Source organism: Variovorax paradoxus, from assembly GCF_030815975.1.
Classification (GTDB): domain Bacteria; phylum Pseudomonadota; class Gammaproteobacteria; order Burkholderiales; family Burkholderiaceae_C; genus Variovorax; species Variovorax paradoxus_N.
Genome location: NZ_JAUSXL010000002.1, coordinates 5,215,359 through 5,242,135 on the forward strand (window position 1 = coordinate 5,215,359; position 26,777 = coordinate 5,242,135).

25 protein-coding genes and 1 pseudogene are annotated in these 26,777 nt (G+C 68.1%); 10 read left to right on the forward strand and 16 right to left on the reverse strand.

What is annotated here, in order from left to right; all coding sequences use genetic code 11:
• Positions 1-59: 59 nt before the first annotated feature.
• Positions 60-953 (reverse strand): LysR family transcriptional regulator, encoded by an 894-nt coding sequence (locus QFZ47_RS28355; protein ID WP_307658789.1) that lies wholly within the window; start codon positions 951-953, stop codon positions 60-62.
• 89 nt (positions 954-1,042) lie between these two features.
• Between QFZ47_RS28355 and QFZ47_RS28360 the strand changes: the two genes are divergently transcribed.
• Positions 1,043-1,849, forward strand: a complete 807-nt coding sequence (locus QFZ47_RS28360; RefSeq protein WP_307658790.1) for an NAD(P)H-dependent oxidoreductase — start codon at positions 1,043-1,045, stop codon at positions 1,847-1,849.
• 9 nt (positions 1,850-1,858) lie between these two features.
• Here the strand turns inward: QFZ47_RS28360 and QFZ47_RS28365 are convergent, their stop codons facing one another.
• The 6 genes and pseudogenes from QFZ47_RS28365 to QFZ47_RS28390 form a co-directional block, all read right to left on the reverse strand.
• Positions 1,859-3,943, reverse strand: a complete 2,085-nt coding sequence (locus tag QFZ47_RS28365; RefSeq protein WP_307658791.1) for an alpha/beta hydrolase domain-containing protein — start codon at positions 3,941-3,943, stop codon at positions 1,859-1,861.
• A gap of 61 nt (positions 3,944-4,004) precedes the next feature.
• A complete protein-coding gene (locus QFZ47_RS28370) occupies positions 4,005-4,973 on the reverse strand; it encodes a Bug family tripartite tricarboxylate transporter substrate binding protein (RefSeq protein WP_307658792.1) in 969 nt (322 codons plus the stop codon).
• Positions 4,974-5,017: 44 nt separating this feature from the next.
• Positions 5,018-5,386 carry an AtuA-related protein gene (locus QFZ47_RS28375; protein ID WP_307658793.1) on the reverse strand — a complete coding sequence of 123 codons (369 nt, stop codon included), beginning with the start codon at positions 5,384-5,386 and terminating at the stop codon, positions 5,018-5,020.
• Positions 5,383-6,774 (reverse strand): acyclic terpene utilization AtuA family protein, encoded by a 1,392-nt coding sequence (locus tag QFZ47_RS28380; protein ID WP_307658794.1) that lies wholly within the window; start codon positions 6,772-6,774, stop codon positions 5,383-5,385. The genes QFZ47_RS28375 and QFZ47_RS28380 overlap by 4 nt, the downstream gene beginning before the upstream one ends.
• A 90-nt stretch (positions 6,775-6,864) precedes the next feature.
• Entirely contained in the window at positions 6,865-7,833 is a 969-nt protein-coding gene (locus QFZ47_RS28385) for a Bug family tripartite tricarboxylate transporter substrate binding protein (RefSeq protein WP_307658795.1), read from the reverse strand.
• 141 nt (positions 7,834-7,974) lie between these two features.
• Positions 7,975-8,259: pseudogene (locus tag QFZ47_RS28390) on the reverse strand (helicase SNF2); the annotation flags it as partial.
• A 303-nt stretch (positions 8,260-8,562) separates the two neighbouring features.
• Here QFZ47_RS28390 and QFZ47_RS28395 point away from each other — a divergent pair.
• Positions 8,563-9,414 carry a PA4780 family RIO1-like protein kinase gene (locus QFZ47_RS28395; protein WP_307658796.1) on the forward strand — a complete coding sequence of 284 codons (852 nt, stop codon included), beginning with the start codon at positions 8,563-8,565 and terminating at the stop codon, positions 9,412-9,414.
• Between the two features lie 9 nt (positions 9,415-9,423).
• Here QFZ47_RS28395 and QFZ47_RS28400 read toward each other — a convergent pair whose 3' ends face one another.
• Positions 9,424-9,768, reverse strand: coding sequence for a DUF1090 family protein (locus tag QFZ47_RS28400; RefSeq protein WP_307658797.1), 345 nt, complete (start codon positions 9,766-9,768; stop codon positions 9,424-9,426).
• A gap of 219 nt (positions 9,769-9,987) precedes the next feature.
• Here QFZ47_RS28400 and QFZ47_RS28405 point away from each other — a divergent pair, with 219 nt between their 5' ends.
• The 4 genes from QFZ47_RS28405 to QFZ47_RS28420 all read left to right on the forward strand — a co-directional run bounded on the left by QFZ47_RS28405 (position 9,988) and on the right by QFZ47_RS28420 (position 14,914).
• Entirely contained in the window at positions 9,988-10,980 is a 993-nt protein-coding gene (locus tag QFZ47_RS28405; protein WP_307658798.1) for a LysR family transcriptional regulator, read from the forward strand.
• A 105-nt stretch (positions 10,981-11,085) separates the two neighbouring features.
• Complete coding sequence (locus tag QFZ47_RS28410) at positions 11,086-12,660, forward strand: AMP-binding protein (RefSeq protein WP_307658799.1); 1,575 nt, start codon at positions 11,086-11,088, stop codon at positions 12,658-12,660.
• Between the two features lie 12 nt (positions 12,661-12,672).
• Complete coding sequence (locus QFZ47_RS28415) at positions 12,673-13,869, forward strand: acyl-CoA dehydrogenase family protein (protein ID WP_307658800.1); 1,197 nt, start codon at positions 12,673-12,675, stop codon at positions 13,867-13,869.
• Between the two features lie 52 nt (positions 13,870-13,921).
• Positions 13,922-14,914, forward strand: coding sequence for a Bug family tripartite tricarboxylate transporter substrate binding protein (locus QFZ47_RS28420; protein ID WP_307658801.1), 993 nt, complete (start codon positions 13,922-13,924; stop codon positions 14,912-14,914).
• A gap of 9 nt (positions 14,915-14,923) precedes the next feature.
• Here the strand turns inward: QFZ47_RS28420 and QFZ47_RS28425 are convergent, their stop codons facing one another.
• Positions 14,924-16,282 carry a homoserine dehydrogenase gene (locus QFZ47_RS28425; protein ID WP_307658802.1) on the reverse strand — a complete coding sequence of 453 codons (1,359 nt, stop codon included), beginning with the start codon at positions 16,280-16,282 and terminating at the stop codon, positions 14,924-14,926.
• A 395-nt stretch (positions 16,283-16,677) separates the two neighbouring features.
• Here QFZ47_RS28425 and QFZ47_RS28430 point away from each other — a divergent pair, with 395 nt between their 5' ends.
• Positions 16,678-17,082: a hypothetical protein gene (locus QFZ47_RS28430; RefSeq protein WP_307658803.1), complete on the forward strand. Its 405-nt coding sequence runs from the start codon at positions 16,678-16,680 to the stop codon at positions 17,080-17,082.
• Between the two features lie 13 nt (positions 17,083-17,095).
• Here QFZ47_RS28430 and QFZ47_RS28435 read toward each other — a convergent pair whose 3' ends face one another.
• From QFZ47_RS28435 to phbB, 3 genes are all read right to left on the reverse strand, one after another.
• The gene (locus tag QFZ47_RS28435; protein WP_307658804.1) at positions 17,096-18,799 is read right to left on the reverse strand and encodes a cation:proton antiporter domain-containing protein; all 1,704 of its coding nucleotides are present in this window, start codon (positions 18,797-18,799) and stop codon (positions 17,096-17,098) included.
• Between the two features lie 47 nt (positions 18,800-18,846).
• Entirely contained in the window at positions 18,847-20,190 is a 1,344-nt protein-coding gene (locus QFZ47_RS28440) for a dicarboxylate/amino acid:cation symporter (protein WP_307658805.1), read from the reverse strand.
• Positions 20,191-20,315: 125 nt separating this feature from the next.
• The gene (phbB, locus tag QFZ47_RS28445; RefSeq protein WP_215247264.1) at positions 20,316-21,053 is read right to left on the reverse strand and encodes an acetoacetyl-CoA reductase; all 738 of its coding nucleotides are present in this window, start codon (positions 21,051-21,053) and stop codon (positions 20,316-20,318) included.
• Positions 21,054-21,256: 203 nt separating this feature from the next.
• Between phbB and QFZ47_RS28450 the strand changes: the two genes are divergently transcribed.
• The 3 genes from QFZ47_RS28450 to QFZ47_RS28460 are packed head-to-tail and all read left to right on the forward strand — an operon-like array spanning position 21,257 to position 22,663.
• Entirely contained in the window at positions 21,257-21,889 is a 633-nt protein-coding gene (locus QFZ47_RS28450; protein ID WP_307658806.1) for a DJ-1/PfpI family protein, read from the forward strand.
• The gene (locus QFZ47_RS28455; protein ID WP_307658807.1) at positions 21,882-22,400 is read left to right on the forward strand and encodes a CinA family protein; all 519 of its coding nucleotides are present in this window, start codon (positions 21,882-21,884) and stop codon (positions 22,398-22,400) included. The genes QFZ47_RS28450 and QFZ47_RS28455 overlap by 8 nt, the downstream gene beginning before the upstream one ends.
• A gap of 14 nt (positions 22,401-22,414) precedes the next feature.
• A complete protein-coding gene (locus QFZ47_RS28460) occupies positions 22,415-22,663 on the forward strand; it encodes a toxin-antitoxin system YwqK family antitoxin (protein WP_307658808.1) in 249 nt (82 codons plus the stop codon).
• Between the two features lie 89 nt (positions 22,664-22,752).
• On the opposite strand, the gene QFZ47_RS28465 is transcribed toward QFZ47_RS28460, so the two are convergent.
• From QFZ47_RS28465 to QFZ47_RS28480, 4 genes are all read right to left on the reverse strand, one after another.
• On the reverse strand, positions 22,753-23,721 hold the full coding sequence (locus QFZ47_RS28465) for a tripartite tricarboxylate transporter substrate-binding protein (protein ID WP_370880652.1): 969 nt from the start codon (positions 23,719-23,721) through the stop codon (positions 22,753-22,755).
• Between the two features lie 85 nt (positions 23,722-23,806).
• A complete protein-coding gene (locus tag QFZ47_RS28470; RefSeq protein WP_307658810.1) occupies positions 23,807-24,667 on the reverse strand; it encodes an HpcH/HpaI aldolase/citrate lyase family protein in 861 nt (286 codons plus the stop codon).
• Positions 24,664-25,845 (reverse strand): CaiB/BaiF CoA transferase family protein, encoded by a 1,182-nt coding sequence (locus QFZ47_RS28475; RefSeq protein WP_307658811.1) that lies wholly within the window; start codon positions 25,843-25,845, stop codon positions 24,664-24,666. Before QFZ47_RS28475 ends, QFZ47_RS28470 begins: the two co-directional genes overlap by 4 nt.
• Positions 25,846-25,862: 17 nt before the next feature.
• A complete protein-coding gene (locus QFZ47_RS28480; protein WP_307658812.1) occupies positions 25,863-26,771 on the reverse strand; it encodes an HTD2 family dehydratase in 909 nt (302 codons plus the stop codon).
• Between the last annotated feature and the right edge of the window lie 6 nt (positions 26,772-26,777).

Consider the following 26,777-nt stretch of genomic DNA (forward strand, 5'->3'; position numbering starts at 1 on the left):
CGCGCCCGGTGCTCCCGACCAGCGAGCGGCATCGCCTGCACGAATCCCGGGAAGCACTTTTACAAGCTCCCCGCGATCTGCTCCCGCAGCCACCGATGCCCCGCATCGCGATGCCGCCGCTCATGCCAGAGCATCGCCATCTCATACCCCGGCACCTCCAGCGGCGCCTCCACCACGCGCAGCCCCGGCGCGCCGCGCGCCAATCGCTCGGGCAGCATCGCGACCATGTCGGTGCCGGCCAGCACCGACATCATGAAAAGGAAGTGCGGCACCGAGAGCACCACGCGCCGCGCCAGGCCTTGTTCCGCCAGTGCCTCATCGGTGGGCCCGACGAAGCCGCCGCCGCCGAGCGACACCACCACATGCTCCAGCGCGCAAAACTGCGCGAGCGTGGGCCGGCGTTTCAGGCGCGGATGGCCGGTGCGCCCGGCCAGCACGTAGCGCTCATGAAACAGCACGCGCCGGTGCAGCCCGGGCGGTGCGCCCACGCTGGTGTGAAAGAACAGGTCGATCTCCCCCTGCTCCAGTTGCCGCGCCATGCGCGAGGGCACCGCCTCCACCACGGCCAGCCGCGTGTTCGGCGCCGCCGCGCGCAGCCCGGCCAGTGCCGGCAACAGGATCGCCGATTCGGCATAGTCGGCCGCGGCCACGCGCCAGGTGGTCGTCGCCTTCGCGGGATCGAAGGCTTGCGTGGGCGCCACCGCGCGGCCCAGTGACTCGAGCGCTTCGCGCAGCGGCTCGCGCAGTTCCTCGGCGCGCGCGGTGGGCAGCATGCCGCGCTGCACGGGCACCAGCAGCGGGTCGTTGAAGGCCTCGCGCAGCCGGGCGAGCTGCACGCTCACCGACGGTTGCGACAGGTTCAGGCGCTGGGCGGCACGGGTCACGCTGCGCTCTGCCAGGAGCACGTCGAGCGTGAGCAGCAGGTTGAGGTCGAGCCGCTTGAAATTGTCCATTGCTATTCCTGGAATTCTGAATATTCATTTCCAATATAGCTCGGCAACTCCTAACCTGCCTGCATCTTCATCCAACGAACCATGCAGCCATGAAAATCCTTCTTGTCCATGCCCACCCCGAAGCCCGCTCGCTCAACGGCTCTCTGAAACAGTTCATGCTCGAACGCCTCGTGCAGTCCGGACACGAGGTGCAGGTGTCCGACCTTTACGCCATGCAATGGAAAGCGACGCTGGCGGCCGACGACTTCGCGCACCTGGAGCCCGGCGCGCCCTTCGATCCCATCAGCGATTCGCAGCGCGCCTTCGAGGCCGGCACCCAGCGCGAGGAAGTCGCCGCCGAACAGGCCAAGCTGCTCTGGGCCGACACGGTGATCTTCCAGTTTCCGCTGTGGTGGTACACGATGCCGGCCATCCTCAAGGGCTGGGTCGACCGGGTCTACGCCTATGGCTTTGCCTACGGCGTGGGCGAGCATTCCGACACGCACTGGGGCGACCGCTTCGGCCAGGGCGTGATGGCCGGCAAGCGCGCGATGCTGGTGGTGACCACCGGCGGCTGGGCGCCGCACTACAGCCCGCGCGGCATCAACGGGCCGATGGACGACCTGCTCTTTCCCATCCACCACGGCATCCTCTACTACCCGGGCTTCGAGGTGCTGCCGCCCTTCGTGGTGTACCGCACCGGCAAGGTCGACGAGGCGGCCTATGCACGGATCACCGAGGACCTCGGCCACCGGCTCGACGCGCTGTGGACGACGGCCCCGATTCCGTTCCGCCCGCAGAACGCCGGCGACTACGAGATTCCGGCCCTCACCTTGCGCGAGGACATCGCGCCGGGCCAGACGGGCTTCGAGGTGCACAGCAGCGCGCCGGCAACAACGGCCGAAGCGCCGCGCTGAGCCCCGCGGCTACGGCAGCACCGGGTTGGCGGCCGCATTCGCAATGGCCGCGTCGGCATCCACGCGCAGCATGAAGCGCTTCGCCACCAGCTCGTTGGCAGCCGCGGTCACGGCCGCCACATAGCCGGCCTGATCGGTATAGCGCTCCTGCAGCGAGAGGCGCGGATCCGCGCCGCGCTGTGCCGCCGTCTTCGCGAACGGAAAGTACGAGCCGAACAGCCCCGCCAGGTCGATGGTGCCCGGCTTGCCGGTGTAGTTCCAGCCGGTGTTGGTGCCCACGGGCACGGCCACGTCGAGGCTGCGGATGCCTGCGATGTCGTTGCCGTCCGCATCCACCTGAGGCACGAGGATGGCGTAGTCGCGGCCAAGGTACGCCGGCGGCACCTGCGTGGCAATGCCGGTCTCGTCCTGCGGCCGGTAGTTCGGTCCCCAGTCGAGCAGCGAATAGGTGTTGACCAGGCCCGTGTAGCTCGCACCCGGAATGGCCGGAAACTTCAGCTGCTGCGGCCGCACCAGCGTGGCGTCGGCCAGCTTGGGCACCTGGCTGTCGGGCGGCGTGATTCCCTTGACGACCCATTCCTCCAGGTTCTGGTAGAGCGCGCGCGCCACCGGCACCACGCCCGCGTTCGCGTTGGTGGCGTAGAGCGCCCCTGCGCTCGCGCCCGGCAGCGAGGGAAGGCCCAGCAGGTGGTGCGTGCTCGCGTAGTAGTAGATGCGCGCGTTGTCTGGCTGCACGAGGTCGGCCGTGCCCCAGGCGTCGGTCAGCAGCGGCGAACCTTGCAGCACGTAGAACTCCGTGCCGCTGAAGCCGATGAAGAGCTTGGGACAGGTGCCGCTCGCCTCGCAGCGCGACAGGATGCCGCCGCGGCGCTGCGCCACGTCGTCCACATAGTCTTTCGAAAGGCCGCGCGTGCCGGACTGGCCGAAGGCCGTGTGGTCGGTGCGCACGCCCCCGCCGCCGCCGGGAATCGAGAAGCGCATGTTGATGTTGGTCTGCCGCGCCGCGATCTGCGCAAACACCCCGTCGAACACCTTGCGCCCCGCGCGGTCCTCGTTGAAGCCGAGGTGCACGAAGGTCTTCATGAAGTTGCCGCACTGCGAAACGCCCGAAGCAATGGTGTTCTTGATGGCGGCAGCCACCGGATTGGCGGTGCCCGCAGCATCGCTCGCCTCGCGATGGAAGAAGGCGATCATGTCGCGCACGGCCGCGAGCCCCAGGCCCATGACCTTCGGGTCCTTCGCGACATAGACCAGCTCGTACATGTAGGCCGGGTCCCATTTGCCCCTGAGGCACACGTTCGTCTCATCGGGCGTGCCGGGGAATGGCGCGGCGGCGCTGCACTTGGCAAACTTCCAGTCGCTCGCGGGAATGAGCTGGCGCGCATCGGCTTCGTTGATGCGCCGCGTGAGCACATAGCCGGGCTGGGTGTTGTCGAGGCTCGCCGTCGCATAGGCCTGCATGGCCGCGTTGTACGGACCGCCAGGCAGCGGCAGCGAATCGCTGGTGGCCGCCGTGGGCAGCAGCTCGGCGCGGTAGGTGCCGGTGATGGTGCTGCCGTCCGCATTCCTGGCCACGGGCACCTTGAGCGTGAGCTTGCCCGCCGCGGCCGGCACGTCGCCCTGCCAGGCGGCCGTGAGAAACACGTAGCCGCGCGAGGCGAAGTACGGATCGAGGTTGACGATGTTGCCGCGGTTCGGTGCGTCATAGCGCAGCACGCCGTTGGCCTTGCCCATGTCCTTGGGCTTGAAGAGCACGAAGTCGGAGTTGTACTCGACCTTGCCGTTGGCATTGAGCGGCGCGAGCGACAGGTCCTGGATGATGGCGTTGTGCGCGTCCTTCGGATCGACCTCGCCCGTGAAGGTGCCGGTGATCTTCTCGTAGGCACCGGTGTTGCCGAAGGTGCCGGCAACGTCCTCGGTCTTCGAGATGGCGAGCTTGAACTTCGGTGCTACCGCGGCGGCCGCCGGCGGCGGTGTCGTTGCGGCCGGCGGCGGCAGCGCGAAGCCACCGCCTCCACCACCGCTCCCGCCGCAAGCGCTCAGAAAAAGGGCGGCCGAAGCCACCGTGGCAGCCAACAGGCTCCAGCGTTTCATGGTTTGTCTCCTTCGTTGTGGTGTCTGCGCGGTGCCGATCTCCGCTACGGCCAGCGCGCGCCTACTCGGCCTCGATGCCGGCGGCTTTCACGATGCGGCCCCACTTCTGCGACTCGGCCGTCTGGAATTTGGCGAGCTCTTCGGGCGACGTCGTGAACACCTCGGTGCCGGTGGGTTCGTAGAACGCCGTCTTCGCGGATTCGCTCTTCGCGGCCTTCACCAGCAGTTCGTTGAGCCGCTTGACCACGGCCGGCGGTGTTTTGGCGGGCGCATAGGCCGCGAACCAGTAGCCCATCTCGTAGCCCTTCACGCCGGCTTCGGAAATGGTGGGCACGTCGGGTGCGAGCGGCGAACGCGCAGCGCTCGACACGCCCAGCGCGCGCAGCTTGCCAGCCTTGACCTGCGGCAGGCCCGTGGCCGCGTCGGTGATCATCATGTGGATCTGCCCGCCCAGCAGGTCGGTGACGGCGAGCGTGTTGCTCTTGTAGGGCACGTGCAGCAGCTTGATGTCGGCCATCTGCTGCAGCAACTCGCCCGCCATGCGGCTCGACGAACTGCCGCTGCCGAAGCTGTACTTGCCCGGCTCCTTCTTCGCGAGCGCCACGAACTCGGCCACGTTCTTCGCGGGGAAGGACGGATTCACCACCATGATCTGCCCGCCCTTGCCCAGCGCGGTGATGGGCGCGTAGTCCTTCACCGGATCGTAGGGCAGCTTCTTGAACAGATGCTCGTTGGCGGCGTGCGTGGTGTTGGTGGTGATCAGCACGGTGTAGCCGTCGGCCGCGGCCTTGGCCGCTTGCTGCGAGGCGATGAAGCCGCTGGCGCCGGCCTTGTTGTCGATCACGACGGGCTGCTTTGTTTCGGCCGTGATGCTGTTGCCCAGTGCGCGCGCGATCTGGTCGGTGGCCGTGCCGGCTGCGAAGGGCACGACGAAGGTGATGGGCTTTTCGGGAAAGGCCTGCTGCGCGTGGGCCAGCAGCGGCGCCAGGGCCAGCGCAGCGGCCGAAAGGGTCAGGGAACGTCGTTTCATTGTTTTGTCTCCGGATGGATGGCTAAGGAAAAAATGGATGGCTGTTACGGCCCCGCCAGCAGCGGCGCAAGCGCGCGCGGCACGCGAATGGGCATGTCGAGCAACAGGAACGACAGCGCCTTGCCGTGCGCATCGAGGTTCAGCGCATCGTTGACACCGCCGTCGAGCACCGCGTCGAGCACGAAGTTCATCGCGTGCAGCCGGGGCAGCAGGAAACGCTGCACCCGCGCCGGTGCGCGATGGCGGAACTGCATCGACACGCGCTCGGGCGTGAGCTGTTCGGCCAGCAAGGCATAGAGCTCCGGATGCCAGGCGATCACGCTGATGTTGGAGCGGTCGCCCTTGTCGCCGGTACGGCCGTGGGCCGCGCGGTAGAGCGGCACTTCGATCATGTCGTCTGTCGATGTGTTCATGCCAGGGCCTCCGCGCCGAGCAGTTCGAAGCGCACCGGCACGGCTTCTCGCGGCAGCAGGCAGGACAAGGTGTTGAGCCGCGACGTGAGCGCGGTGCGCACGCCGCCGCCGCCTGCGGGTCCGCAGGTGTAGAGCGCCATGACCTCGCGCGCCAGGCGCTCGGCCTGCGCGCGCTCCGCATGCGTGGCCGCCACGCGCAGGCGCACGTCGCGCAGGCCGGTGTCGGGCGTGTCCGCGAGCATGCGGCCGGCGTCGTCGCCCAGGATGCTGAGCGCGCCGATCAGGTCCACGCGCAGCGCGAGCCCGTCGAGGCGCTTGCGCAGCACCTCGGCCGCGAGCCGGGCACGCGCCTCGGCGCGCGGCCCCGCGTAGGAGATTTCTCCCTCGGCGAGCCAGCCGCCTTCATGGCAGACGTTGACCTTGTAGTGGCTCGGCCGCGCGTGGCCGCGCACGCCGGAGAGTTCGACGCGGTCTCGGCCGGGCAGCGCGCGCACCTCGGCTTCGGCAATGTCGGCCACCACGTCGGGCGTCAGGTAGGCGCTCGGGTCGTGCACCTCGTACAGCAGCTGCTCCTTCACCGTGGCTTCGCTCACGAGGCCGCCGGTGCCGTCGGCCTTGCCGATGCTGCTGTGGCCGTCGGCATCGATCTCGGCAATCGGAAAGCCCACGGTGTCGAGCCCCGGCACATCCTTGTAGCCGGGGTCTGCGAAGTAGCCGCCGCACACCTGCGCGCCGCATTCGAGCAGATGGCCCGCCATGGTGGCGCGGCCCAGCCGGTGCCAGTCGTCGGCGCGCCAGCCGAAGTGCGACATGGCGGGACCGACCGCGAGCGAAGGATCGGCCACGCGGCCGCACACCACGATCTGCGCGCCGGCGTCGAGCGCGGCGGCAATCGGCTCGGCCCCGATATAGGCATTGGCGCTGACGATGCGCAGGCCCTCCATCTGCGCGCCCAGCGTTTCATGCAACAGCGCGCGGTGCGCGGCGCCGGACAGGTCGTCGCCCTCCACCACCGCGATGCGCGGCGCATCGGTGCCGAGCTCGCGCGCCATGCGGGCGATGTGGCGGGCCGCGGCGCGCGGATTGGCCGCGCCGAAGTTGCTCACGATGCGGATGCCGTGCGCCAGGCAGCGCGCCAGCACGGGCCGCAGCATGGCGTCGAGCAAGGGCTCGTAGCCGGCGTCAGGGTTGTCGCGGCGGCGCAGCTGGGCGAGCGCGAGCGTGCGTTCGGCCAGCGTTTCGAAGATCAGGAAAGCGCGCTGGCCGGCCGGGCCGCTGGCAAGCCGCGCGATCAGCGTGTCGACCACCGGCCCGGCCGCATCGGTGCGGTCGCCGGAAAAGCCGGCCGCGCAGCCGATCAGCAGTGGGGGCGGTGCGTTGGCATTCATTGGGGCGGACTCTAGGCAGGCCGCCACCATCCGTAAAATCGAAAATTCGGATCAATTGATCTGGATTTCAAATCATCCAAAAATTCTCGCTCACTGGTCGAGCCGGATGCCGCGCTTGGCGATGATCGCGCCCCACTTGCGGCCCTCGCTGTCGATGAACGACCTGAATTCTTCGGCGGACCCGCCGCCCGCCACCAGGCCCTGGTTGGCCAGCAGTTCGCGCACGGCGGGCTCCTGCAGCACGGTGTTCACATCGGCGTTGATGCGGCGGACGACATCGGGCGGCGTGCCGCTCGCGGTGAAGAGGCCGTTCCAGGCCAGCGCCTCGAAGCCCGGGTAGCCCGACTCCGCGACGGTCGGCAGGTCTTTCATGAGCTCGGAGCGCTTCGCGCTCGTGACTGCGAGCAGCTTGATGCGCTTGCCCTGGATGAGCGGCAGCAGCGCAGGCGCCACGGTGAACAGCGCCTGGGTGTCGCCCGCTGCCACCGAGAGCCCCGCGGGCGGCGACCCGGCATAGGGCACGTGCACCGCCTCGATGCCTGCAACGCCGCGAAACAGTTCCATCGTCAGGTGCGACGAACTCCCCGCGCCCACCGAGGCATAGCTGAACTGGTGGCCCTGCTTCTTCGCCCACGCCACGAACTCCTTCAGGCTGTTTGCCGGATTGCCCGCCTGCACGGCCAGCACGTTGGGCTGCGAAGTGGTGAGCACGATCGGCTGCAGGTCGCGCGCGGGCGCATACGGCATGCGGCTGTACATGTAGGGCCCGAAGGCAATCGGCCCGTTGAAGCCGATGCCCAGCGTGTGGCCGTCGTTCGGTGCCTTGGCGACGGCATCCATGCCGATCAGGCCGCCCCCGCCGGGCTTGGTCTCGATGACGATGGGCTGCTTCCACATGGGGCGCAGCCGGTCGGCCAGCGTGCGCGCGATCAGGTCGAGCGAACTGCCGGCCGGCGCGGGAACGATCAGGCGCACGGGCTTCGTCGGCCACTCCTGGGCGGAAGCGCCCATGGCCGATGCGCAGGCGAGGAGGAATGCGGCGAGCTTGCTCTTGGTCATTTTTCGATCTCTGCTTGAGCCCGCAACCTTACATCGGCCGGCTGCTCCGCCGGCTGGTTTTCCACGCAAGAAGGCCGGGCCTGCTTTCGCAGGTCCGGCCTTCTTTCTCGTACCCACGTCCTTGCGGACGAGTGGCTGCAACTACAGCGGCAGCGCGTGGCCGCGTGCGGCGGCATAGGCTTCGGCCCGCACCGTCGCGCGATCCACCGCACCGGCGACGATCGGCGCGGGGCCCGAAGAGGCACCTTCGGCGTACGGGTCGGGCGCGCGTGCAGCGGCCACTGCTTCGGCACGCACCGCGTCGCGGCTGTTCAAGGCGACAGGCGGATGCATCGGGCCGGCATCGACGCCGGTGGCATAGGGATTGCCGATGCGCGCGGCAACCACGGCGCCCGCGGCCACATCGGCGCGGTTCTCGGCGGAGGTGTCATTCGGATTTCCTTTTCAATGAATTGATGGGAACACGTCGAACCGTTTTTGCTTTTTGGGCTGGTCCGAGAAATCAATTCTGCGACGGCATCCAAGTACAAACCCCTAGGAAGCGGAATTTCGGCAATCGCGACGTGGAAACAGCCGGCCGCTCTTTGAATCGATGCGCGAAAGCTGCTAGCGATCGGCATTCCGGGAGGGCGCACGCCGCGCAGGCATGATTGGGGCCTACCAGATCGGCCCGGAAAGCCTGAGGGCCTTCCTCTCGACCCGCCCGCTGGACCTGACGGAGCGGTATCAATGAAAGCACCACCACGACTGCAGTCGCTGGTCGACGAAGGCCTGATCGACACGGTGGTACGCCAGCTGATGAGCGGCAAGGAAGCCATGGTCTACGTGGTGCGCTGCGGCGACGAGACGCGTTGCGCCAAGGTCTACAAGGAAGCCGACAAGCGCAGTTTCCGCCAGGCCGTCGACTACACCGAGAACCGCCGCGTGCGCAATTCGCGCGAGACGCGCGCCATGGCCAAGGGCACACGCTTCGGCCGCCAAGTGACCGAGGCCATCTGGCAAAGCGCCGAGGTCGATGCGCTCTACCGGCTGGCGGCGGCCGGCGTGCGCGTGCCCGTGCCCTACAACTTCCTCGAAGGCGTGCTGCTGATGGAGCTGGTGACCGACGCCCACGGCGATGCGGCGCCGCGGCTCAACGACGTGGCGTTCACGCGCGACGAAGCCGTGCAGCACCACGCCAGCCTGCTGAAGGAAGTGGTGCGCATGCTGTGCGCGGGCGTCGTGCACGGCGACCTCTCGGAGTTCAACGTGCTGCTGGCGGCCGATGGGCCGGTGGTGATCGACCTGCCGCAGGCGGTGGATGCGGCGGGCAACAACCACGCCAAGCGCATGCTGCTGCGCGACGTGGAGAACCTGCGCAACTTCTTCGGCCAGTTCGCGCCGGAACTCCTGGGCACGCACTACGGCGACGAGATCTGGCACCTGTACGAGCGCGGCCTGCTGCGCGTCGAATCGGTGCTGGCCGGCACGCATGTGCGCGACACCGGCCCCGTCGATCTGGGCAATGTGCTGCGCGAGGTGGACGATGCGCGCGAGGAAGAAGCGGCGCGGCGCCTGCGCATGCAGCTGCCGCGGCTCTGACGCTGGCGGTCAGGGCCGTTCGTTCTTCAACTCGCGCAGTTGCTCTTCGGCATGCTCGAGGTCTGCCCGAAGCAGCCGGATGTCGTGCTCCAGCTTGTCGATGCGCGCCGCGCGGCTCTGAGCGGGTTCAGCCCCGTGGCAGCGCGTGCGCAGCGCGGCCAGTGCCTCGGCGAGTTGCCGCCGGCGCAGCATCTGCCCCCTGGAGCGCGCAAGGTCGATGTCGCGCTCCAGCGCGGCTTCTTCCGCCTGGCAGGACGCGCCCTGTGCCGGGTCCCCGGGTTGCGCGGACTGCGTGGATTGGGCGAAGGCGGGCATCGCCAGGGCCAGCGCAACGGCGAGGACGCAGCGTTTCACGCGCGGCTCCCGTCGTGGTCTTGAGGGCCACCGTGCCGATCGAACTCCATTGCGACTCCCGTTTCATCGGCGGAGCCAGTGTCCGCCGTGCCTCATTCTGTCTCAGCTTGCCAGAGCCTGGCGCGCCAAGGCAAGCCACCGTTTCGTGCCGACAATAGGCTCTTCGAACTGCCTCGACCGCAGCGCCTCTTTTCCACTTCGACAACGCACACCGAGCCCGTGGACCTTCGCGCCCTTCGCTACTTCATCGCCGTGCTGGAAGCCGGCAGCCTTTCACGCGCAGCAAGCTCGCTGTACGTGGCCCAGCCTGCCCTGACGGCCCAGATCAAGAAGCTCGAAGGCGAACTCGGCGCCCTGCTCTTCGAGCGCTCGCACGCCGGCGTCACGCCCACCGCAGCCGGGATGCAGCTTTATCACGACGCGCGCCGGCTGCTCTCGGACGCCGCGGCGCTGCGCGAACGTTTCCAGCGCGCGCCGGAAGGCCTCGAAGGCTCGGTCACCATCGCGGTTCCCACGCTGCTTTCATCGCTGCTGATGGGCGCCGTGCTGATGCGACTGAAGGAGCGGCATCCGCGCGTGCGTGTCTTCGTGCTGGACGACCTGAGCCTGATGGTGAAGAAAGCCATGCTCGACCACCGCGCGGACGTGGGCATCCTGGTGGACACACAGGCGCTCGAAGGCGTCCTGTGCGAGCCGCTGGCGCGAGAGTCGATCTTTCTTTGCGGCTTCGACACGGACGGCATGGCCGCGCCCATGCTGGAGCCAAAGCGCCGCCCGTCTGCAGCGGCCGGTCGCGGCGCGGCGCAGATCCGTTTCGCACAGGCGGCACGGCTGCCGCTTGTGGTGCAGTCGCGGCGCTTCAGCATCCGGCAGGCGGTCGAAGAGGCGGCCTCGGGCCTGGGCATCGAACTGAACATTGCCTACGAGCACGATTCGGCGCGCGTGATCCGCTCCCTGTACCAGGCCGGCGCGGGCTTCACGTTCACGCCGGCATGCGCGCTCGACGATTCGGCCCTGGGCAGGAAGGATTGGGTGTGCGCGCGCGTGACACAGCCTGAGCTGCTTCGCAGCTACACGCTGGCCACCCAAGCCAGCCGACCCGCCGATGCCGTGGTGCAGGCAGTGGCCGAGGTTCTGCGGGAAGAAATCGCACGCATGGTCGATGAAGGCCGCTGGGACGCCGAACTGCTGGGCGGCCATCAAAAAGATTGATGCCTTCGCATCAGTAAACGGTATTTCCTCCTTGTGCCCCGGCGCCGCGATAGTGGCGCCAGTCCACGCGCAAACAGAGCGACGTGGCACACAGGAGATAGCCCTTTGTCGAATTCCGCATCCTTCGAGGTCGCCAACGTCGGCGCCCTCGTCTCGCGCGCTTCCCGCGCATTCTCCAGACAGGTCGCGATCAAGAGCCCGACCCGGTCCATCACCTACGAAGCCCTCGACCAGCGCGCCAGCCGGCTGGCCAACGCCCTACATGCACAGCGCCTGGCGCGCGGGGCGCGCGTGGGCGTGTGCCTGCCCAACTGCATCGAGGTGGTGGAGGTCGAGCTGGCCTGCTACAAGGCTGCGCTGGTGAAGGCACCCATCAATTCGCGGCTGTCGCCGGTGGAGGTGGCCGAAGTCATCGCCAACAGCGAAGCAAGTTTGATCGTGACCACCTCCGCCCGCGCCGAGGCTTTTCTTCCGCTGCTGAAGACCGCCGCGCCCCGGCTGCTGCTGGTCGACCAGCCCGAGGGCAGCGCGCTGAGCTACGAAGGCGCACTGGCCAGCGCGAGCGCATCGTTCGAGACCGCCCGCGTGCACTCGGACGAACTGGCGGTGCTGCACTACACCTCGGGCTCGAGCGGCGTATTGAAGGCGGCGATGCAGACCTTCGGCAATCGGCTCGCGCAGCTGCGCAAGTTCCTCATGCGCGCGGACGGCATGCGCCCCGGCGAGCTGCTGGGCCTGGTGGGCCCGATTACGCACGCGTCGGGCATGCAGCTCGTGCCGGCGCTGTGCAGCGGCGCCACCATCCGGCTGTTCGACGGTTTCGAACCTGGCCGCTTCCTCGCGGAGATGCGCGCCGACCGCGTTGCGCACACCTTCATGGTGCCGACGATGATCAACATGCTGCTCGCCGAGCTCGGAGGAAAATATCTGCCCCTGCCCGACCTGCGGCGGCTCGGCTACGGCGCGGCACCGATGGCTCCCGCGCGCATCCTGCAGGCCATGGATGTGTTCGGGCCGATCCTGTCCCAGGGCTACGGCGCCGGCGAGACCACGTCGGGCGTCTGCGGCCTCTCGGTGGAAGACCACCTGTTCGCGCGCGCCGCCCGGCCCGAGCGCCTGGCTTCGTGCGGGCGCCCGTTCCTGGAATCGCAGGTCGAGATCGTCGATGACGAAGGCCAACCCGTGGCAGTCGGCGAGATCGGCGAGATCGTGGTCAGCGGACCCGACGTGTTCGCAGGCTACTGGCGCGCGCCCGAGCTGACGGCCGAGGTGCTGAAGAACGGCGGCTACCACACGGGCGACCTGGCGCGTGCCGACGACGAGGGCTACATCTACATCGTCGACCGCAAGAAGGACATGGTGATCACCGGCGGATTCAACGTCTACCCCTCGGAGGTGGAGGCCGTGCTCTACCAGCACGCCGCCGTTGCCGACGCCTGCGTGTTCGCGGTGCCCGACGACAAGTGGGGCGAAGCGGTGGCCGCGCACATCGTGCTCAAGGCCGGGCAGTCGGCCGATGCCGCGGCGCTCGATGCGTTCTGCGCCGAGCGGCTCGGCGGCTTCAAGCGGCCCCGCATGATCGAGTTCGTTGCCGCGCTGCCGAAGAACGCCAACGGCAAGGTGGCGCGCAAGGCCATCCAGGCGCCGTACTGGTCCGACCGCGCCCGGCGCGTGAACTGAGGAGCTGCACGCATGAACATATCGCACCCATCCACCGTGCCCTTCGAAGGTTCCGCGCAGGCGGCGGAGCTCATCGCCCGCATCGGCGATTTCCTCCACGGCGAGCTTGCCGCCATTGTCGCCGAGCATGGCCTCGACCATGAACGCAGCGCCGACCGCGAAACGCTGCGGCGCGTCTGGCGCCGCTCGAACGAGCTCGGCTTCTACGGCATCACGCTGCCCAAGGCCATGGGCGGCATGGGCCTTTCGGTGCTCGACCACGTGCTGATCAAGGAGTTCATCTACGCGAGCGGCTCGCCGCTGGCGCCGCATGTCTTCGGCGAGCTGAGCGGCCCGCCGCGGGTGGGCGCGCTCGCGCGGCAGGCAACGCCCTACCAGCTCGAGCAGTTCATACTGCCGGTGGCCCGTGCCGACAAGGCCATCTGCTTTGCCCTGACGGAGGCCGAGGCAGGATCGGATGCCGGCGCGGTGCAGACGCGGGCCAAGCTGCAGGGCGACCACTATGTGCTCACCGGCCGCAAGCGCTTCATTTCCGGCTCGCCGTTCGCCGACTTTGCACTGGTCATGGCCTCGACGGCCGACGAGCCGGGGCAGCGCGAAGTCTCCGCCTTCTTCGTCGACCTGGGCCTGCCGGGCGCGCGCGTGGAGTCGGGCTACAAGACCATGGCGGGGCAGTCGCACACGGGCGACATCGTGCTGGAGGCGTGCCGCATTCCCGCACGCAACATGATCGGCGAACGCGGGCGCGGGCTGGCGCTGGCGCTCGGACGCATCACGGTGAACCGGCTTCTGCATTGCCCCGCCATGGTGGGCCTCGCGCGGGTGGCGCTGGACGACGCCATCGCCTACGCAAAGGGCCGCCGGCAGTTCGGCCGCGCGATTGCGCAGTTCCAGGCGATCCAGCACATGCTGGCCAACATGGCGACCGAACTCGCGGCCGCGCGCGGCCTGATGATCGCGACCGCGCGCCAACTCGACGCCGGCGGCGAAGCGCGCGCCGAGGCCTCGATGGCCAAGCTGTTCTGCTCCGAAGCGGCCTTCCGCATCGCGGACTCTGCCGTGCAGATCCACGGCGGCGAAGGCATCGTGCAGGGCCGCCGCGTGGAGTTCCTGTTCCGCATGCTGCGCATGTACCGGGTGCTGACCGGAACCAGCGAGATCCAGCGCAACACCATCGCGCGCGAACTGCTCGGCGATCCCGGGCCTTAGGTTCGCGCCGCGGTTCGGCAGAAAGACAAAGACAGATCAGGAGACAAACGCAATGAATCGAGAATGCATGCCCACCCGGCGCCAGCTGTGCAAGGCGCTGGCCGCATCGCTGTGGCCCGCCGCCTGGCCTTCGCTGGCGGCGGACGGCAACTGGCCCAGCCGGCCGATCAAATGGGTCCTGCCCTACCTCGCAGGCACCGGTCCCGACACCACCGCGCGCACGCTGGCCGAGGCCCTGGGCCCCTTGCTGGGACAGCCGGTGGTGATCGAGAACCGCGGCGGCGCGGCGGGCAACATCGGCGCCAGGCTGGTGGCGCGCGCGCCGGCCGACGGCTATACCTGGATCTATTCGGCCGCGCCGATGGCGGCAAACATGCGCATGTACGCCGTACCGGGCTACGACGCGGTCAAGGATTTCCGGCACATCATGCGGCTGACAACCTCGGACATTCTCCTGATCGTCCATCCGTCGTCGGGCATCGGCTCGGTGCGCGAACTGGTCGAACGGGCACGCGCGAATCCCGGCCAGCTCGACTACGCATCCGGCGGCGTGGGCACGCCCTCCCACCTGGGCGTGGAACTGTTCCTGAGCGCGGCCGGCGTGCAGGCCACGCACGTGCCCTACAAGGGCGCCTCGGAACTGGTCAATGCCGTGCTCGGCAAGCAGGTGGCCTTTGCAATGCCCATCTTCGGCGTGGCGTTTCCGCACGTGCAGGCCGGCCGGCTCAAGGCGCTGGCGGTCGTCGGCACCATGCGCAACGCCGCCCTGCCGGAAGTGCCGACGCTGGCCGAAGCGGGCGTGCCCGGCGTGTCGCTCACCTCCTGGGGCGGCGTTTCCGTGCCGGCCGGCACACCCGCGCCCGTCGTCGCCAGGATCCGGGCCGCCTTCGAAAGCGCCATGGCGCAGCCGGCCGTGCGCACGGCCGTCGAAGCCTCGGGAGCCAGCGTCAGTCTTTCGAGCTCCGAGGAATACCTCAGGCTGTTCGCGCAGGAGATGGCATTGACCGAAACCATGATGAAGAAGGCGCGGCTGGCGCCGATGTGAAGACGGCGCTCACGCCAGTTCCTCCACCCGCAGCGCCGTGACTTTTCCCGCGACCGAGGGATGCGACTGCAGCGCATGCAGCGCCAGGTCCATCGCGCCCTGCCGCATCGGCTGTGTCAGCACCAGCACCTGCGCGCCCATGCCGAGCTGCGCGGCCGCCAGCGCCACCTGCCGCACCGGCACCTGCTGCCCGGTCAGCCAGCCCGACACCGCCTCGATCTGGCTTGCGGCATGCACGGGTATGCGCAGGTAGTGCGAAGAACACGTTGCGGCACGGGGCAGCACCGGCAGCTCGCCCATCGCATGCGCATGAAACCCGAGGTGCGGCACGCGCTGCGCGGCATGGGTGCCGGCCAGCCGCGCCACGTCGACCAGGTCGGCAATCACCGCCGATGCGGTCTGCTCGGAGCCGGCGCCCGCGCCGTAGTACATCGTGACGCCGGCCGCATCGCCCTTGACCATGACGCCGTTCATCGATCCGTTCACATGCGCCATCAGGTGCGATGCGGGCACCAGCGCGGGCTGCACGCGCAGCTCCATGCCCTCTTCGCTGCGCCGCGCGACGCCCAGCAGCTTGATGCGGTAGCCCAGCTGTTCGGCGCAGGCCACGTCCACCCGCTGCAGCGCCGTGATGCCTTCCACCTGCACATCGGCCAGGCGTACGGACGTGCCGAACGCATTGGCGGCCAGCAGCGTGAGCTTGTGCGCGGCGTCGATGCCCTCGATGTCGAAGGCCGGATCGGCCTCGGCATAGCCCAGTGCCTGGGCCTGTGCCAGCGCGGACTCGAAGTCCAGGCCTTCGTCCTGCATCTTGCTCAGGATGAAGTTGGTGGTGCCGTTGATGATGCCCGCCACCCATTCGATGCGGTTGGCCGTGAGGCCCTCGCGCAGCGCCTTGACGATAGGGATGCTCACCGCCACCGCACCCTCGTAGGCCACGGCCACGCCATGCCGCCGGGCCGCGGCAAAGATCTCGGCACCATGCACCGCAAGCAAGGCCTTGTTGGCCGTGACCACATGCTTGCCGTGCGCGATGGCGGCCAGCACCCAATCGCGCGCCGGGCCGGTGCCGCCGGCCACTTCCACCACCACATCGACATCGGGGTGGGTGGCCACGCGCAGCGGCTCGTCCGTCAATGGAACATTCCCGCCCACGACGCCGGCGGCGCGCTCCAGGTTGCGCGCCGCCACCATCACCAGCTCGATGGGCCGGCCCGCGCGACCCGCGATCTCGGCCTGGTTGCGCGCCAGCACCCGGAACGTGCCCGAGCCGACGGTGCCGATGCCGATCATGCCCACGCGCAGCGCGCGAATGGCCGCAGGGCGGCTGGGCAGGGGTTCGAGTGACTGGACTGGATCGCGGTACATGGAAATCTCCGGATGAAAAACAAGAAACCCAGCTGCCAGAGCTGGGTTTCATTCATTCATTCGGAGAAGAAGAGCGATACACCAGGTGGCTGCCGAAACGGCCACCTGCGCGTGCTCAGGTGGCCGCGGTGGTAATGGTGGTAATCATTCGTGCAACCAATGACCCATCCGCCAGCGCGAAGGCAGGCGGCATCATGCGGGCCATGGAGGCTGCGCAGACGGTGGCGGGGAAGAGATGACACGACATGAAGGTGCGAGTGTACAAGAGCCCGGCTGGCCGGCCGGGGGACTGCCGTGCCCAACCTGCGGAATTTCGGGGATCACGCCTACAGCGCTGCATCGGCAGCGGGCCTAGGGTTGTGGACAAAGAACTGCATCACCAGGAGGCAGCAATCATGAAGAATTTCGTCCTAGAGCCCCGCATGCGCTCCAGCATCGGCGGCGCCTTCTACCCCACAGGCTATTCGATGGTGATGTTTCCAAGCGCGGAAGACGCCAACCGCATCGGTCACAAACTGATCGAAAACGGCGTGAGCGGCGACGAGATCTACCTGCTTCCCGCGGCAACGATCCTGGAGGAGATCTCACCCACCGTGAGGGAAGCCGACGAGCCGCTGCCGTCGGCCGGAACCGACGCGGCCACTGTGCGCGCCTACACCAAGCTCGCGCGCGAAGGCCATACCGGCCTTCTGATCAGGACCAAGAACGAAGAAGCAGCCAACCACCTGATGGAGGTGGTGCGCACCGTGCCCTATTCGATCGCGCAGCGCTATCGCACGCTGGTCATCGAAGACCTCTGAAACTCCCTTGGACTCAGGCGGCAGCCGCTGCTGCGCGCCGCACCACGTCGCGCGCCATGGCCTGCGCGAGTTCCTGTTCGCCCAGGAAGACCGTGGCGGCCATCTCTCGCGTCAGCAGCTGCGCTTCCTCCTCGTTGTGGCTGCGGATCACGGTTTCGATGGCCGGGTTGAGGGTGCGGGCGGTCTCCATCATCTGGCGCACGTTCATGGCGTCCGGGATGGCCACCACCAATACCCGGGCACGCGCGATGTGCGCCTGGATCAGCACGGCCGGTTCCGCCGCGTCGCCCCATACCGCCGCTACGCCGGCCTCGCGCAGTTTTTCCACCAGTTCGCGGTTGTGCTCCGCCACCACGTAGGGAATGTCGTGCGCCTCCAGCTCCGACGCAATGCGGCGCCCGACGCGGCCGTAGCCCACGAGCACCACCTGGCTGGAGAGATACCTGGCCTCGGTGGTGGTCGGCAATTCGGCCAGCGGATGGTCGTGCGATTCGAGGCCACGCGCCAGGGAGACACGGCCATGCAGCCATTTCTGCAGCGGCGCGATCAGGCTGAACCACAGCGGATTGGTGGCGATGGAAATCAGCGCGCCGGCCAGGATGAGGCTCTGCCCTTCCACCGGCAGCAGGCCGAGCGACACGCCAAGCCCCGCAAGAATGAAAGAGAACTCCCCGATCTGCGCGAGGCTGGCGCTCACCGTGAGCGCCGTGCCCAATGGATAGCGGAACGCCAGCACCAGCGCGCAGGCGGCAATCGACTTGCCCAGCACGATCACGCCCACCACCGCCAGCACTTGCAGCGGCCGCTCGACGAGCACCGAGGGATCGAAGAGCATGCCCACCGACACGAAGAACAGCACCGCGAAGGCATCGCGCAGGGGCAGCGACTCCTGCGCCGCGCGGTGGCTGAATTCCGATTCGCGCATCACCATGCCCGCGAAAAAAGCGCCCAGCGCGAACGACACGCCGAACAGCGCCGCCGAGGCAAAGGCGATGCTGACCGCGGCCGCGATCACGCACAGCGTGAACAGCTCGCGCGAGCCGGTGCGCGTGACCTGCCAGAGAATCCACGGAAACGCGCGCCGCCCCACCACCAGCATCAGCGCCACGAACCCGCCCACCTGCAGCAGCGTGACGCCGAGCGTCTGCCACAGCGGATCGGCGGGGTTGGCTGAAGTGTCGGCATGGCCGCCCAGAGCGCCTGCGAGCGGCGGCATCAGCACCAGGACCAGCACCATGGCCAGGTCCTCGACCACCAGCCAGCCGACCGCAATGCGCCCGGTGAACGAATCGAGAATGCCCAGGTTCTCGAGCGCCCGCAGCAGCACGACCGTGCTCGCCACCGACAGCGCCAGCCCGAAGACCAGCGCCTCGCCCCACTGCCAGCCCCACCAGAGCGCCAGCGCACCGCCCAGCAGCGTGGCCACCGCGATCTGCGCCAGTGCACCCGGCAGCGCGATCTTGCGCACCGCCAGCAGATCGTCGAGCGAAAAATGCAGCCCCACGCCGAACATCAGCAGCATCACGCCGATTTCGGCCAGCTGCGCAGCGATGCCCGCGTCGGCCACGAAGCCCGGCGTGAAGGGCCCGATGATCACGCCCGCGAGCAGGTAGCCCACCAGGGCCGGCAGCCGCAGCCGCAGCGCCAGGAAACCGAACACGAGCGCCAGCCCCAGGCCAGCGGCAATGGTGTTGATCAGGGAAACGCTGTGGGGCATCGCTCCATTTTGCAGGAACGATGCGCCCCTCTTCCTTCACACGGACATCAATCGGCCATCTTGCTGGTTCGGGCGCCTTCGAGCACTTCGGGTTCCTGCGCCTCCACCCAGTTCTCGTTGTTGAGCCCGGCCTGCAGCCGTTCGGTGTCGAGCTCGTTGGTCCACTTGGCCACCACGATGGTGGCCACGCCGTTGCCGATCAGGTTGGTCAGCGCGCGCGCCTCCGACATGAAGCGGTCGATGCCCAGGATCAGCGCCAGGCCCGCCACAGGCACGTGGCCCACGGCCGAGAGCGTGGCGGCCAGCACGATGAAGCCGCTGCCCGTGACACCCGCCGCGCCCTTCGACGTGAGCAGCAGCACGGCCAGCAGCGTGATCTCCTGCATCAGCGTCATCGGCGTGTTGGTGGCCTGCGCAATGAACACGGCCGCCATCGTCAGGTAGATGGAGGTGCCGTCCAGGTTAAACGAGTAGCCGGTGGGAATCACCAGGCCCACGCAGGCCTTGTTGGCGCCCAGGTTCTCCATCTTCTCCATCATGCGCGGCAGCACCGACTCGGAGGACGAGGTGCCCAGCACGATCAGCAGTTCTTCCTTGATGTACTTGATGAACTTCCAGATGCTGAAGCCATGAAAGCGCGCAATGAGCCCCAGCACCACGAAGATGAACAGCAGGCAGGTCAGGTAGAACGTGCCCATCAGCTTGCCGAGCGAGAACAGGCTGCCCAGCCCGTACTTGCCGATGGTGAACGCCATCGCGCCGAAGGCGCCGATGGGCGCCAGCTTCATGATGTAGCCCACGATCACGAACAGCACGTGCGAGCCCTTCTCGATCATGTCGAACACCAGCGTGCCGCGCCCGCCGAAGCGGTGCAGCGCAAAGCCGAACAGCACCGCGATCAGCAGCACCTGCAGGATCTCCCCCTTGGCGAAGGCATCGACCAGCGTGCTGGGTATGACGTTGAGCAGGAAGTCGACCGTGCCGGTCATCTTGCCCGGGCCGGTGTAGGACGCAAGCGCCTTGGTGTCGAGCGTGGACGGGTCGATGTTCATGCCCGCGCCGGGCTTCAGCAGGTTGACCAGCAAGAGGCCGACCACCAGCGCGATGCTGCTCACGATCTCGAAGTACAGGAGCGCCAGGCCCCCGGTCTTGCCGACCTTCTTCATGTCTTCCATGCCGGCGATGCCGACCACCACCGTGCAGAAGATGATCGGCGCGATGATCATCTTGATGAGCTTGATGAAGCCGTCGCCCAGCGGCTTCATCGCCTCGCCCAGCGCGGGATAGAAATGGCCGAGCAGCACGCCGATGATCACCGCCGTGATCACCTGCACGTAAAGGGAGCGGTAGAGAGGGAGCTTTCTGGTGGGTGTGATTGTTGTGTCTGCCATGTTGCCTCCGGAGGGGTTGGAAACTGTAGAGCCGATTCGGCCACTTTCCATTCGTAAAAGCCACACCGCCCCAATGAAAAGACCCGCCGAGGCGGGTCTTTTCGATCAGGTGCCGGTCAGCATGATCAGTGCATGTGCAGGCCGCCGTTGACCGAGAAGTCGGCCCCGGTGCTGTAGCCGCCCTCGTCCGTGGCGAGCCACGCGATGATGGAGGCAATTTCGCTCGGCTCGCCCAGGCGCTTGACCGGGATGGTGGCCACGATCTTGTCGAGCACTTCCTGGCGGATGGCCTTGACCATGTCGGTGCCGATGTAGCCCGGGCTCACGGTGTTGACCGTGACGCCCTTGTTCGCCAGCTCCTGCGCCAGCGCCATCGTGAAGCCATGCATGCCGGCCTTGGCCGCCGAGTAGTTGGTCTGCCCCGCCTGGCCCTTGGCGCCGTTGACCGAGCTGATGTTGATGATGCGGCCCCAGCCCTTCTCGACCATGTCGCTCACCACCTGCTTGGTGACGTTGAACATGCTGTTGAGGTTGGTCTCTATGACCGCGCTCCAGTCTTCGGGCGTCATCTTCAGGAACATGCGGTCCCGCGTGATGCCGGCGTTGTTGACCAGCACATCGATGGGGCCATGCGCTGCCTTGGCGGCGGAAAAAGCCTCGACGGTGGATTGCCAGTCGCCGACATTGCCGACCGAGGCGTGGAACTCGAAGCCCAGGGCCTTCTGCTCGGCCAGCCATTTGGCATGGTCGCGCGTGGGGCCGCAGCCTGCAACGACGGTGAAGCCGTCCTTGTGAAGGCGCTGGCAGATGGCTGTTCCGATGCCACCCATGCCTCCGGTGACATATGCAACTTTCTTGCTCATGAAATTTTCCCTTGATGTGTATGTAGCAAAAGCAAAAGCCTGAACGGCCGCCTTCACTCTAGCGAGTTTCAAGCCGTCGAACTCTGAGGAAAACACTGAGCCGAGCTTGCAACCAGCTGTCACGATGCGGCCGCATGTGCAACCATATTGCATGAGTTCGCGCCCCCCGCGCACACCCCTTTGCTTGCAAGGAGTTCGAAAGTATGAATTTCGGAATCGTCATATTTCCGGAGGTCGAGGAACTCGATTTCGTCGGCCCCTGGGAAATGCTCACCCTGTGGAGCAAGCTCGCCGCCGGCCCCGCGAACTGCCTGATCGTCGCCCAGGCGCGCGAGCCGGTGGTCTGCGCCAAGGGCCTGTCGGTCAATCCGCATGTGTCTTTTGCCGACTGCCCGCCGCTCGACTACCTGCTCGTGCCGGGCGGCATGGGCACGCGCCGCGAGGTCGACAACCCCGAGATGGTGCGGTTCCTGGCCGCGCAGGCGCCCGGCTGCAAGGCGCTGCTGTCGGTGTGCACGGGGGCTTTCGTGCTCCACGCGGCCGGGCTGCTCTCCGGCAAAACCGCCACCACCCACTGGGCCTCGCTCGACCGGCTGCGCGCACTCGGCGATGTCGAGGTGGTCGAGCGGCGCTTCGTGCAGGACGGCAACGTCTGGACCTCGGCCGGCGTCTCGGCCGGCACCGACCTGATGCTTGCCTTCATCGCACACGCGGCGGGCGAGGAAGCCGCCGCTCGGGTGCAACTGCAGGCCGAGTACTACCCGGCGAACACGGTGTACGGCAGCGCGGCCAGCCATGAGCGGGCGCCGGCGTACGTGCGGCGTTCCGATGTCTGACAGCGCCGGCCTCGAGCCGCTTCCCGTGCTGGCCGCCCGTGTGGGCGCCATCCTTCGCGAGCGGCGCCAGACGGTGGCGGTGGCCGAATCCTCGGCCGGCGGACTGGTGTCGGCCGCCCTGCTCGCCATCCCGGGTGCTTCGGCTTTCTTCCTCGGCGGCGCGGTCGTCTATTCGCGCCGGGCCGGAAAAGCGCTGCTGGGGCTGACGGCCGAAGACATGGCCGGCATGCGCGCCGAAACCGAACCCTACGCCAGGTTCATCGCGGGCCGGATCCGCGACAGCCACCGCGCCACCTGGGGACTTGCCGAGAGCGGCGCGGCCGGCCCTTCCGGCAGCCCGTATGGCGACGCGCCGGGGCATGTGTGCGTGGCCATCGCCGGAGCGGCCGCGGCAAGCAGGACGATCGAAACCGCCGACCCGGACCGCGTGTCGAACATGGACGTGTTTGCGCGGCAGCTGCTCCTGCTGTTCCACGAGACGCTGCGGGCCCATTCAGGAACACCTGGCTGAACAACGAGGTGCCAATGAAGAAACCGACCACGCAACCTCATGTGCAGTACCACAAGGACGGCAGCGTCTGGGCGCGTGGGCAGAAGACGCCCGAGGGTGTCTTGACGGGCTATTGGGAATGGTTCCGCAGCGACGGAACCCGGATGCGCTCCGGCCATTTCGAGAACGGCGAACAGATCGGCGAATGGACGACGTACGACAAGGAAGGCGCTGTGTACAAGGTCACGCGCATGAAGCCGAAGAAGCCGCCGACCGGCGCTTGAGCATCTGTCCGCGGCCGGCGTGTCTGGTCAGCGGTTCCGGCCCGCCGTGGACCAGGGAGCCCAGGCGGACCGAGGATCGCTCACCTGTATTAATCCGCCTGCACCCCCGCAGCCCGGATCACCTTGCCCCACTTCTCGGTCTCGGCCGCCAGGTGGGTGCGCAGGGCTTCGGGCGTCACCTTGTCCATCGGCACGGCCTCGGTGCTCAGTTCGGCGAAGCGGTGCTTGACCATGTCGTCCTGCAGCGCGGCGCGCAGGGCCGTGTTGAGCTTCTCCATCACGGACGGCGGCGTGCCCTTGGGGGCGTAGATGCCGTGCCACACCTTCACGTCGAAACCCTTCAGGCCCTGCTCGTCGAGCGTGGGGATGTTGGGCATGCTGGACAGCCGCCTGGGCGTGGTCACGCCGAACACCTTGACGCGGTTGCCGTCCTTGATGACCGGCGCGGTCTGCGTGGTCTGGTCGCACAGCAGGTCGACCTGCCCGCCCATCAGGTCGTTGAGCGCCGGGCCGGCGCCCTTGTAGGGCACGGTGGTGAGCTGCACGCCGATCTGGTGCGCAAGGAGCATGCCGCACAGCTGCGACACCGCGCCGATGCCGGCGTTGGCGAGCGTCACCTTGTCCTTGTTCGTCTTCACGTAGGCCAGCAGTTCCTGGAAGTTGTTGGCCGGAAAATCCTTGCGCGAGAGCAAGGTCATGGGCACGTCCATCACCTGGCCCACGTACTCGAAATCCTTCAGCGGGTCGTAGTTGAGCTTCTTGTAGAGCGCGGGCGCGGTGGCCATGCCCATGTGGTGGATCAGGATGGTGTAGCCGTTGGGCGCCGCCTTGGCCACGCGCCCGGGTGCAATGGTGCCGCCGGCGCCCACGGTGTTCTCGACGATCACAGTCTGACCGAGCGACTTGCCCATGGGAATCGCGAGCATGCGTGCGACCACGTCGGTGGGGCCGCCGGCCGAGTACGGCACGACCATGGTGACGGGCTTTTCCGGCCAGGGCGCCTGCGCGGCGGCCGGCGATTGCGCGGCCAGCAGGCCTGCGCCCAGCGATGCGGCCATCAGGGTGCGCGCTTTCCAGTTCTTCTTCAGATTCACTTGCTTGTCTCCTGGGTTGTTGGATGTCTGTCTTGTTCTGCGTCTCCGCTCAGGGCGGCGACTGCGCATCGAGCGCCACCAGCCTTTCGGCCAGGCGCAGCACCGGCGCGTCGACCATGCGTCCGTCGAGGCTGGCCACACCGCCGCCGGCGGACCGGACGGCCTCGATCACGCGGCGCGCCCATGCGAGTTCGCTGGCGCTCGGGGCCAGTGCGGCCTGCACCGGCGCAACCTGGTCGGGGTGGATGCAAAGCTTGGCGCCGAAGCCGCCGCGGCGTGCGCGTGCCGTGTCGGCCGCCAGGCGCTGCGCGTCGCGCCAGTCGGCCGTCACGCCGTCGATGGGTGCGGGCAGGCCGGCGCGGCGCGAGGCCAGCAGCAGCGAAAGGCGCACCGGCACCAGCTCGACTTCTTGAGCATCGCAGGCCAGGCCAAGGTCGGCCTGGAAATCGAGATTGCCGAAGGCGAGCCGAAGCACCTGTGAAGCCGCCGCGAGTTCATCGATCGCCGCAAGGCCGGCCGCCGATTCGACAAGCGGCACGATGACGCCCTTCGGCCCAATCGCCTCAGCCAGTAGCCGCAGGTCGCCGGCCCGCTCCGCCTTGGGCAGTACCACGCCCGCCACCAAGCCTTGCGCCACCAGCCCGGCCGTGGCCGCGCGGTCGTCCTCGTGCCACGGCGTCCCTGCGGCATTGATGCGCACCATCAGGCGTTGCCGGTCGGCGCCGGGCAGCGCGGCGAACGAGGCCGCAAGGCCTTCGCGCGCCGCAGCCTTGCGCTCCGGCGCCACCGCGTCTTCCAGGTCGACGATCACTGCGCCTGCGCCGGTAGCCAGCGCGCGCGCATGGCGCTCGGGCCGGTCGGCGGGCACGAAGAGAAAGGTGCGCGCCAATGTGAGCGCGGCCGTGCTCACACCGCCCCCGCCTCGCGCAATGCCGCGATGTCCGCCCCGCTGCGGCCGAGGCTGCGCAGGATGGCGTCGGTGTGCTCGCCCACGGCCGGTATCGCATCCATGCGGTAGTCGAAGGCGCTTTGGCGCCCGGCCGGCAGCAGGGCCGGAATGTCGCCGGCCGGCGAGCCCACCTGCCGCCAGCGCTCGCGCGCCTGCAGCTGCGGATGCGCCCACAGCCCGGCCATGTCGTTCATGCGCGCGTTGGCGATCTGCGCGGCATCGAGGCGCTCGACCACCTGCGCGGTGCCGAGCGCGGCGAAGGTCTCCACGATGATCGCGCGCAATGCATCGCGGTTCTCGTTGCGCCGCGCGTTGCTGTCGAAGCGCGCGTCGGTGGCGAGCCCTGCCTGCAGCAGCACCTTCTCGCAGAAGGCGCGCCATTCGCGCTCGTTCTGCAGGCCCAGCATCACCGTGCCGCCGTCGCCGGCGGGAAACGGCCCGTAGGGATAAATGGTGGCGTGCGAGGCGGCGCTGCGCGGCGGCGGCGGAGCGCCGTCGTAGGCGTAGTACATCGGATAGCCCATCCATTCAGCAAGCGATTCGAGCATCGACACGTCGATATGCGAGCCCTTGCCGGTCTTGCCGCGCTGGAGCAGCGCCGCGAGGATGCCGGTGTAGGCGTACATGCCCGCCGCGATGTCGGCGATGGAATTGCCCGACTTGCATGGATCGTCCGGCGTGCCCGTGACCGAGAGAAAGCCCGCCTCGCTCTGGATCAGCAGGTCGTAGGCCTTCTTGTCGCGGTAGGGGCCGTCCTCGCCATAGCCCGAGATATCGCAGACGATGAGCCGCGGATGCAACGCCCGCAGCGCCTCGGCGCCCAGGCCCATGCGCGCGGCCGCGCCGGGCGCGAGGTTCTGCACCAGCACGTCGGCATCGGCCACCAGCTCCTGCAGCACCGCGAGCGCGGCAGGCTGCTTGAGGTCGAGCGTGAGGCTTTCCTTCGAGCGGTTCACCCACACGAAGTGCGAGGCCTCGCCGCCCACGCGCGCGTCGTAGGCGCGCGCGAAGTCGCCGACGCCGGGGCGCTCCACCTTGATGACGCGGGCGCCGAGGTCGGCCAGCTGCCGGGTGCAGAACGGCGCGGCAATCGCATGTTCGAGCGAAACCACGGTGATGCCGTCGAGGGGTCTTGTCATGGGCGTGTTTTCCCTGTTCATGCGAGCACGGCCGTGGCCTGCATCGTGAGCCAGCCGTCGGCGTCCTCGCCCCAGAGGCTGAAGGTCTTGCCGTCTGCACTGCCTTCGGCCGGCTTGCCGTGCACGCGGAACGGCGCGATGTCGAAGGTCGGCCGCACGGCGCGGAACTCGAAGCGAGCGAGCTGCGCGCCCGGCACGTTGCGGCGCAGCAGGTCCACGAGCAGCGTCGCGATCAGCGGGCCGTGCACGATCAGCCCCGGATAGCCCTCGACCTGCGTCACGTAGCGGCGGTCGTAGTGGATGCGGTGGCCATTGAAGGTCAGCGCCGAATAGCGGAACAGCAGCACGTCGTCGGGCACGATCTCGCGGCTGAAGGCGGCGTCCTTCGGTGCCGGCGTGGGCGGTGGCGCCTTCTCGCCGGGCGCGGCCGCGGCGCGGTAGACGATGTCGTGCTCCTCGGTCAGCGCAAGGCCGCGTTCGTTGCGTACTTCATGGCGCACCAGCACGAACATCAGCTCGCCCGTGCGGCCGGCCTTGTGGGTGACCGAGGCGATGGTCGAGGTGCGCTCGACCCTGTCGCCGACTTGCAGCGGATTGCCCTGCTCCCACGCCAGCCGGCCGCCGGCCCACATGCGGCGCGGCAGCGGCACAGGCGGCAGGAAGCCGCCGCGCTTCGCATGGCCGTCCTCGCCGATCTCGGATTGGCGGTGGTGCGGCAGGAAGTAGAGCCAGTGCCAGAGTTCGGGCAAGCGCGTGCCGGCAGTGGGCAGCGCGTCGTCGCGGTCGAGCGTGGCCGAGAGCGCGCGCACGGGCGCGGCGGTGATGTCGTCGGCCAGCGTTTCGCTGCGGCCTTGCCAGGCCTGGAGCTTCGCGAGCGTGTCGCTGCCGATCGCGCCGGGGGATGTCTCTTGGGTGGAGTTGCTCATGGGTTC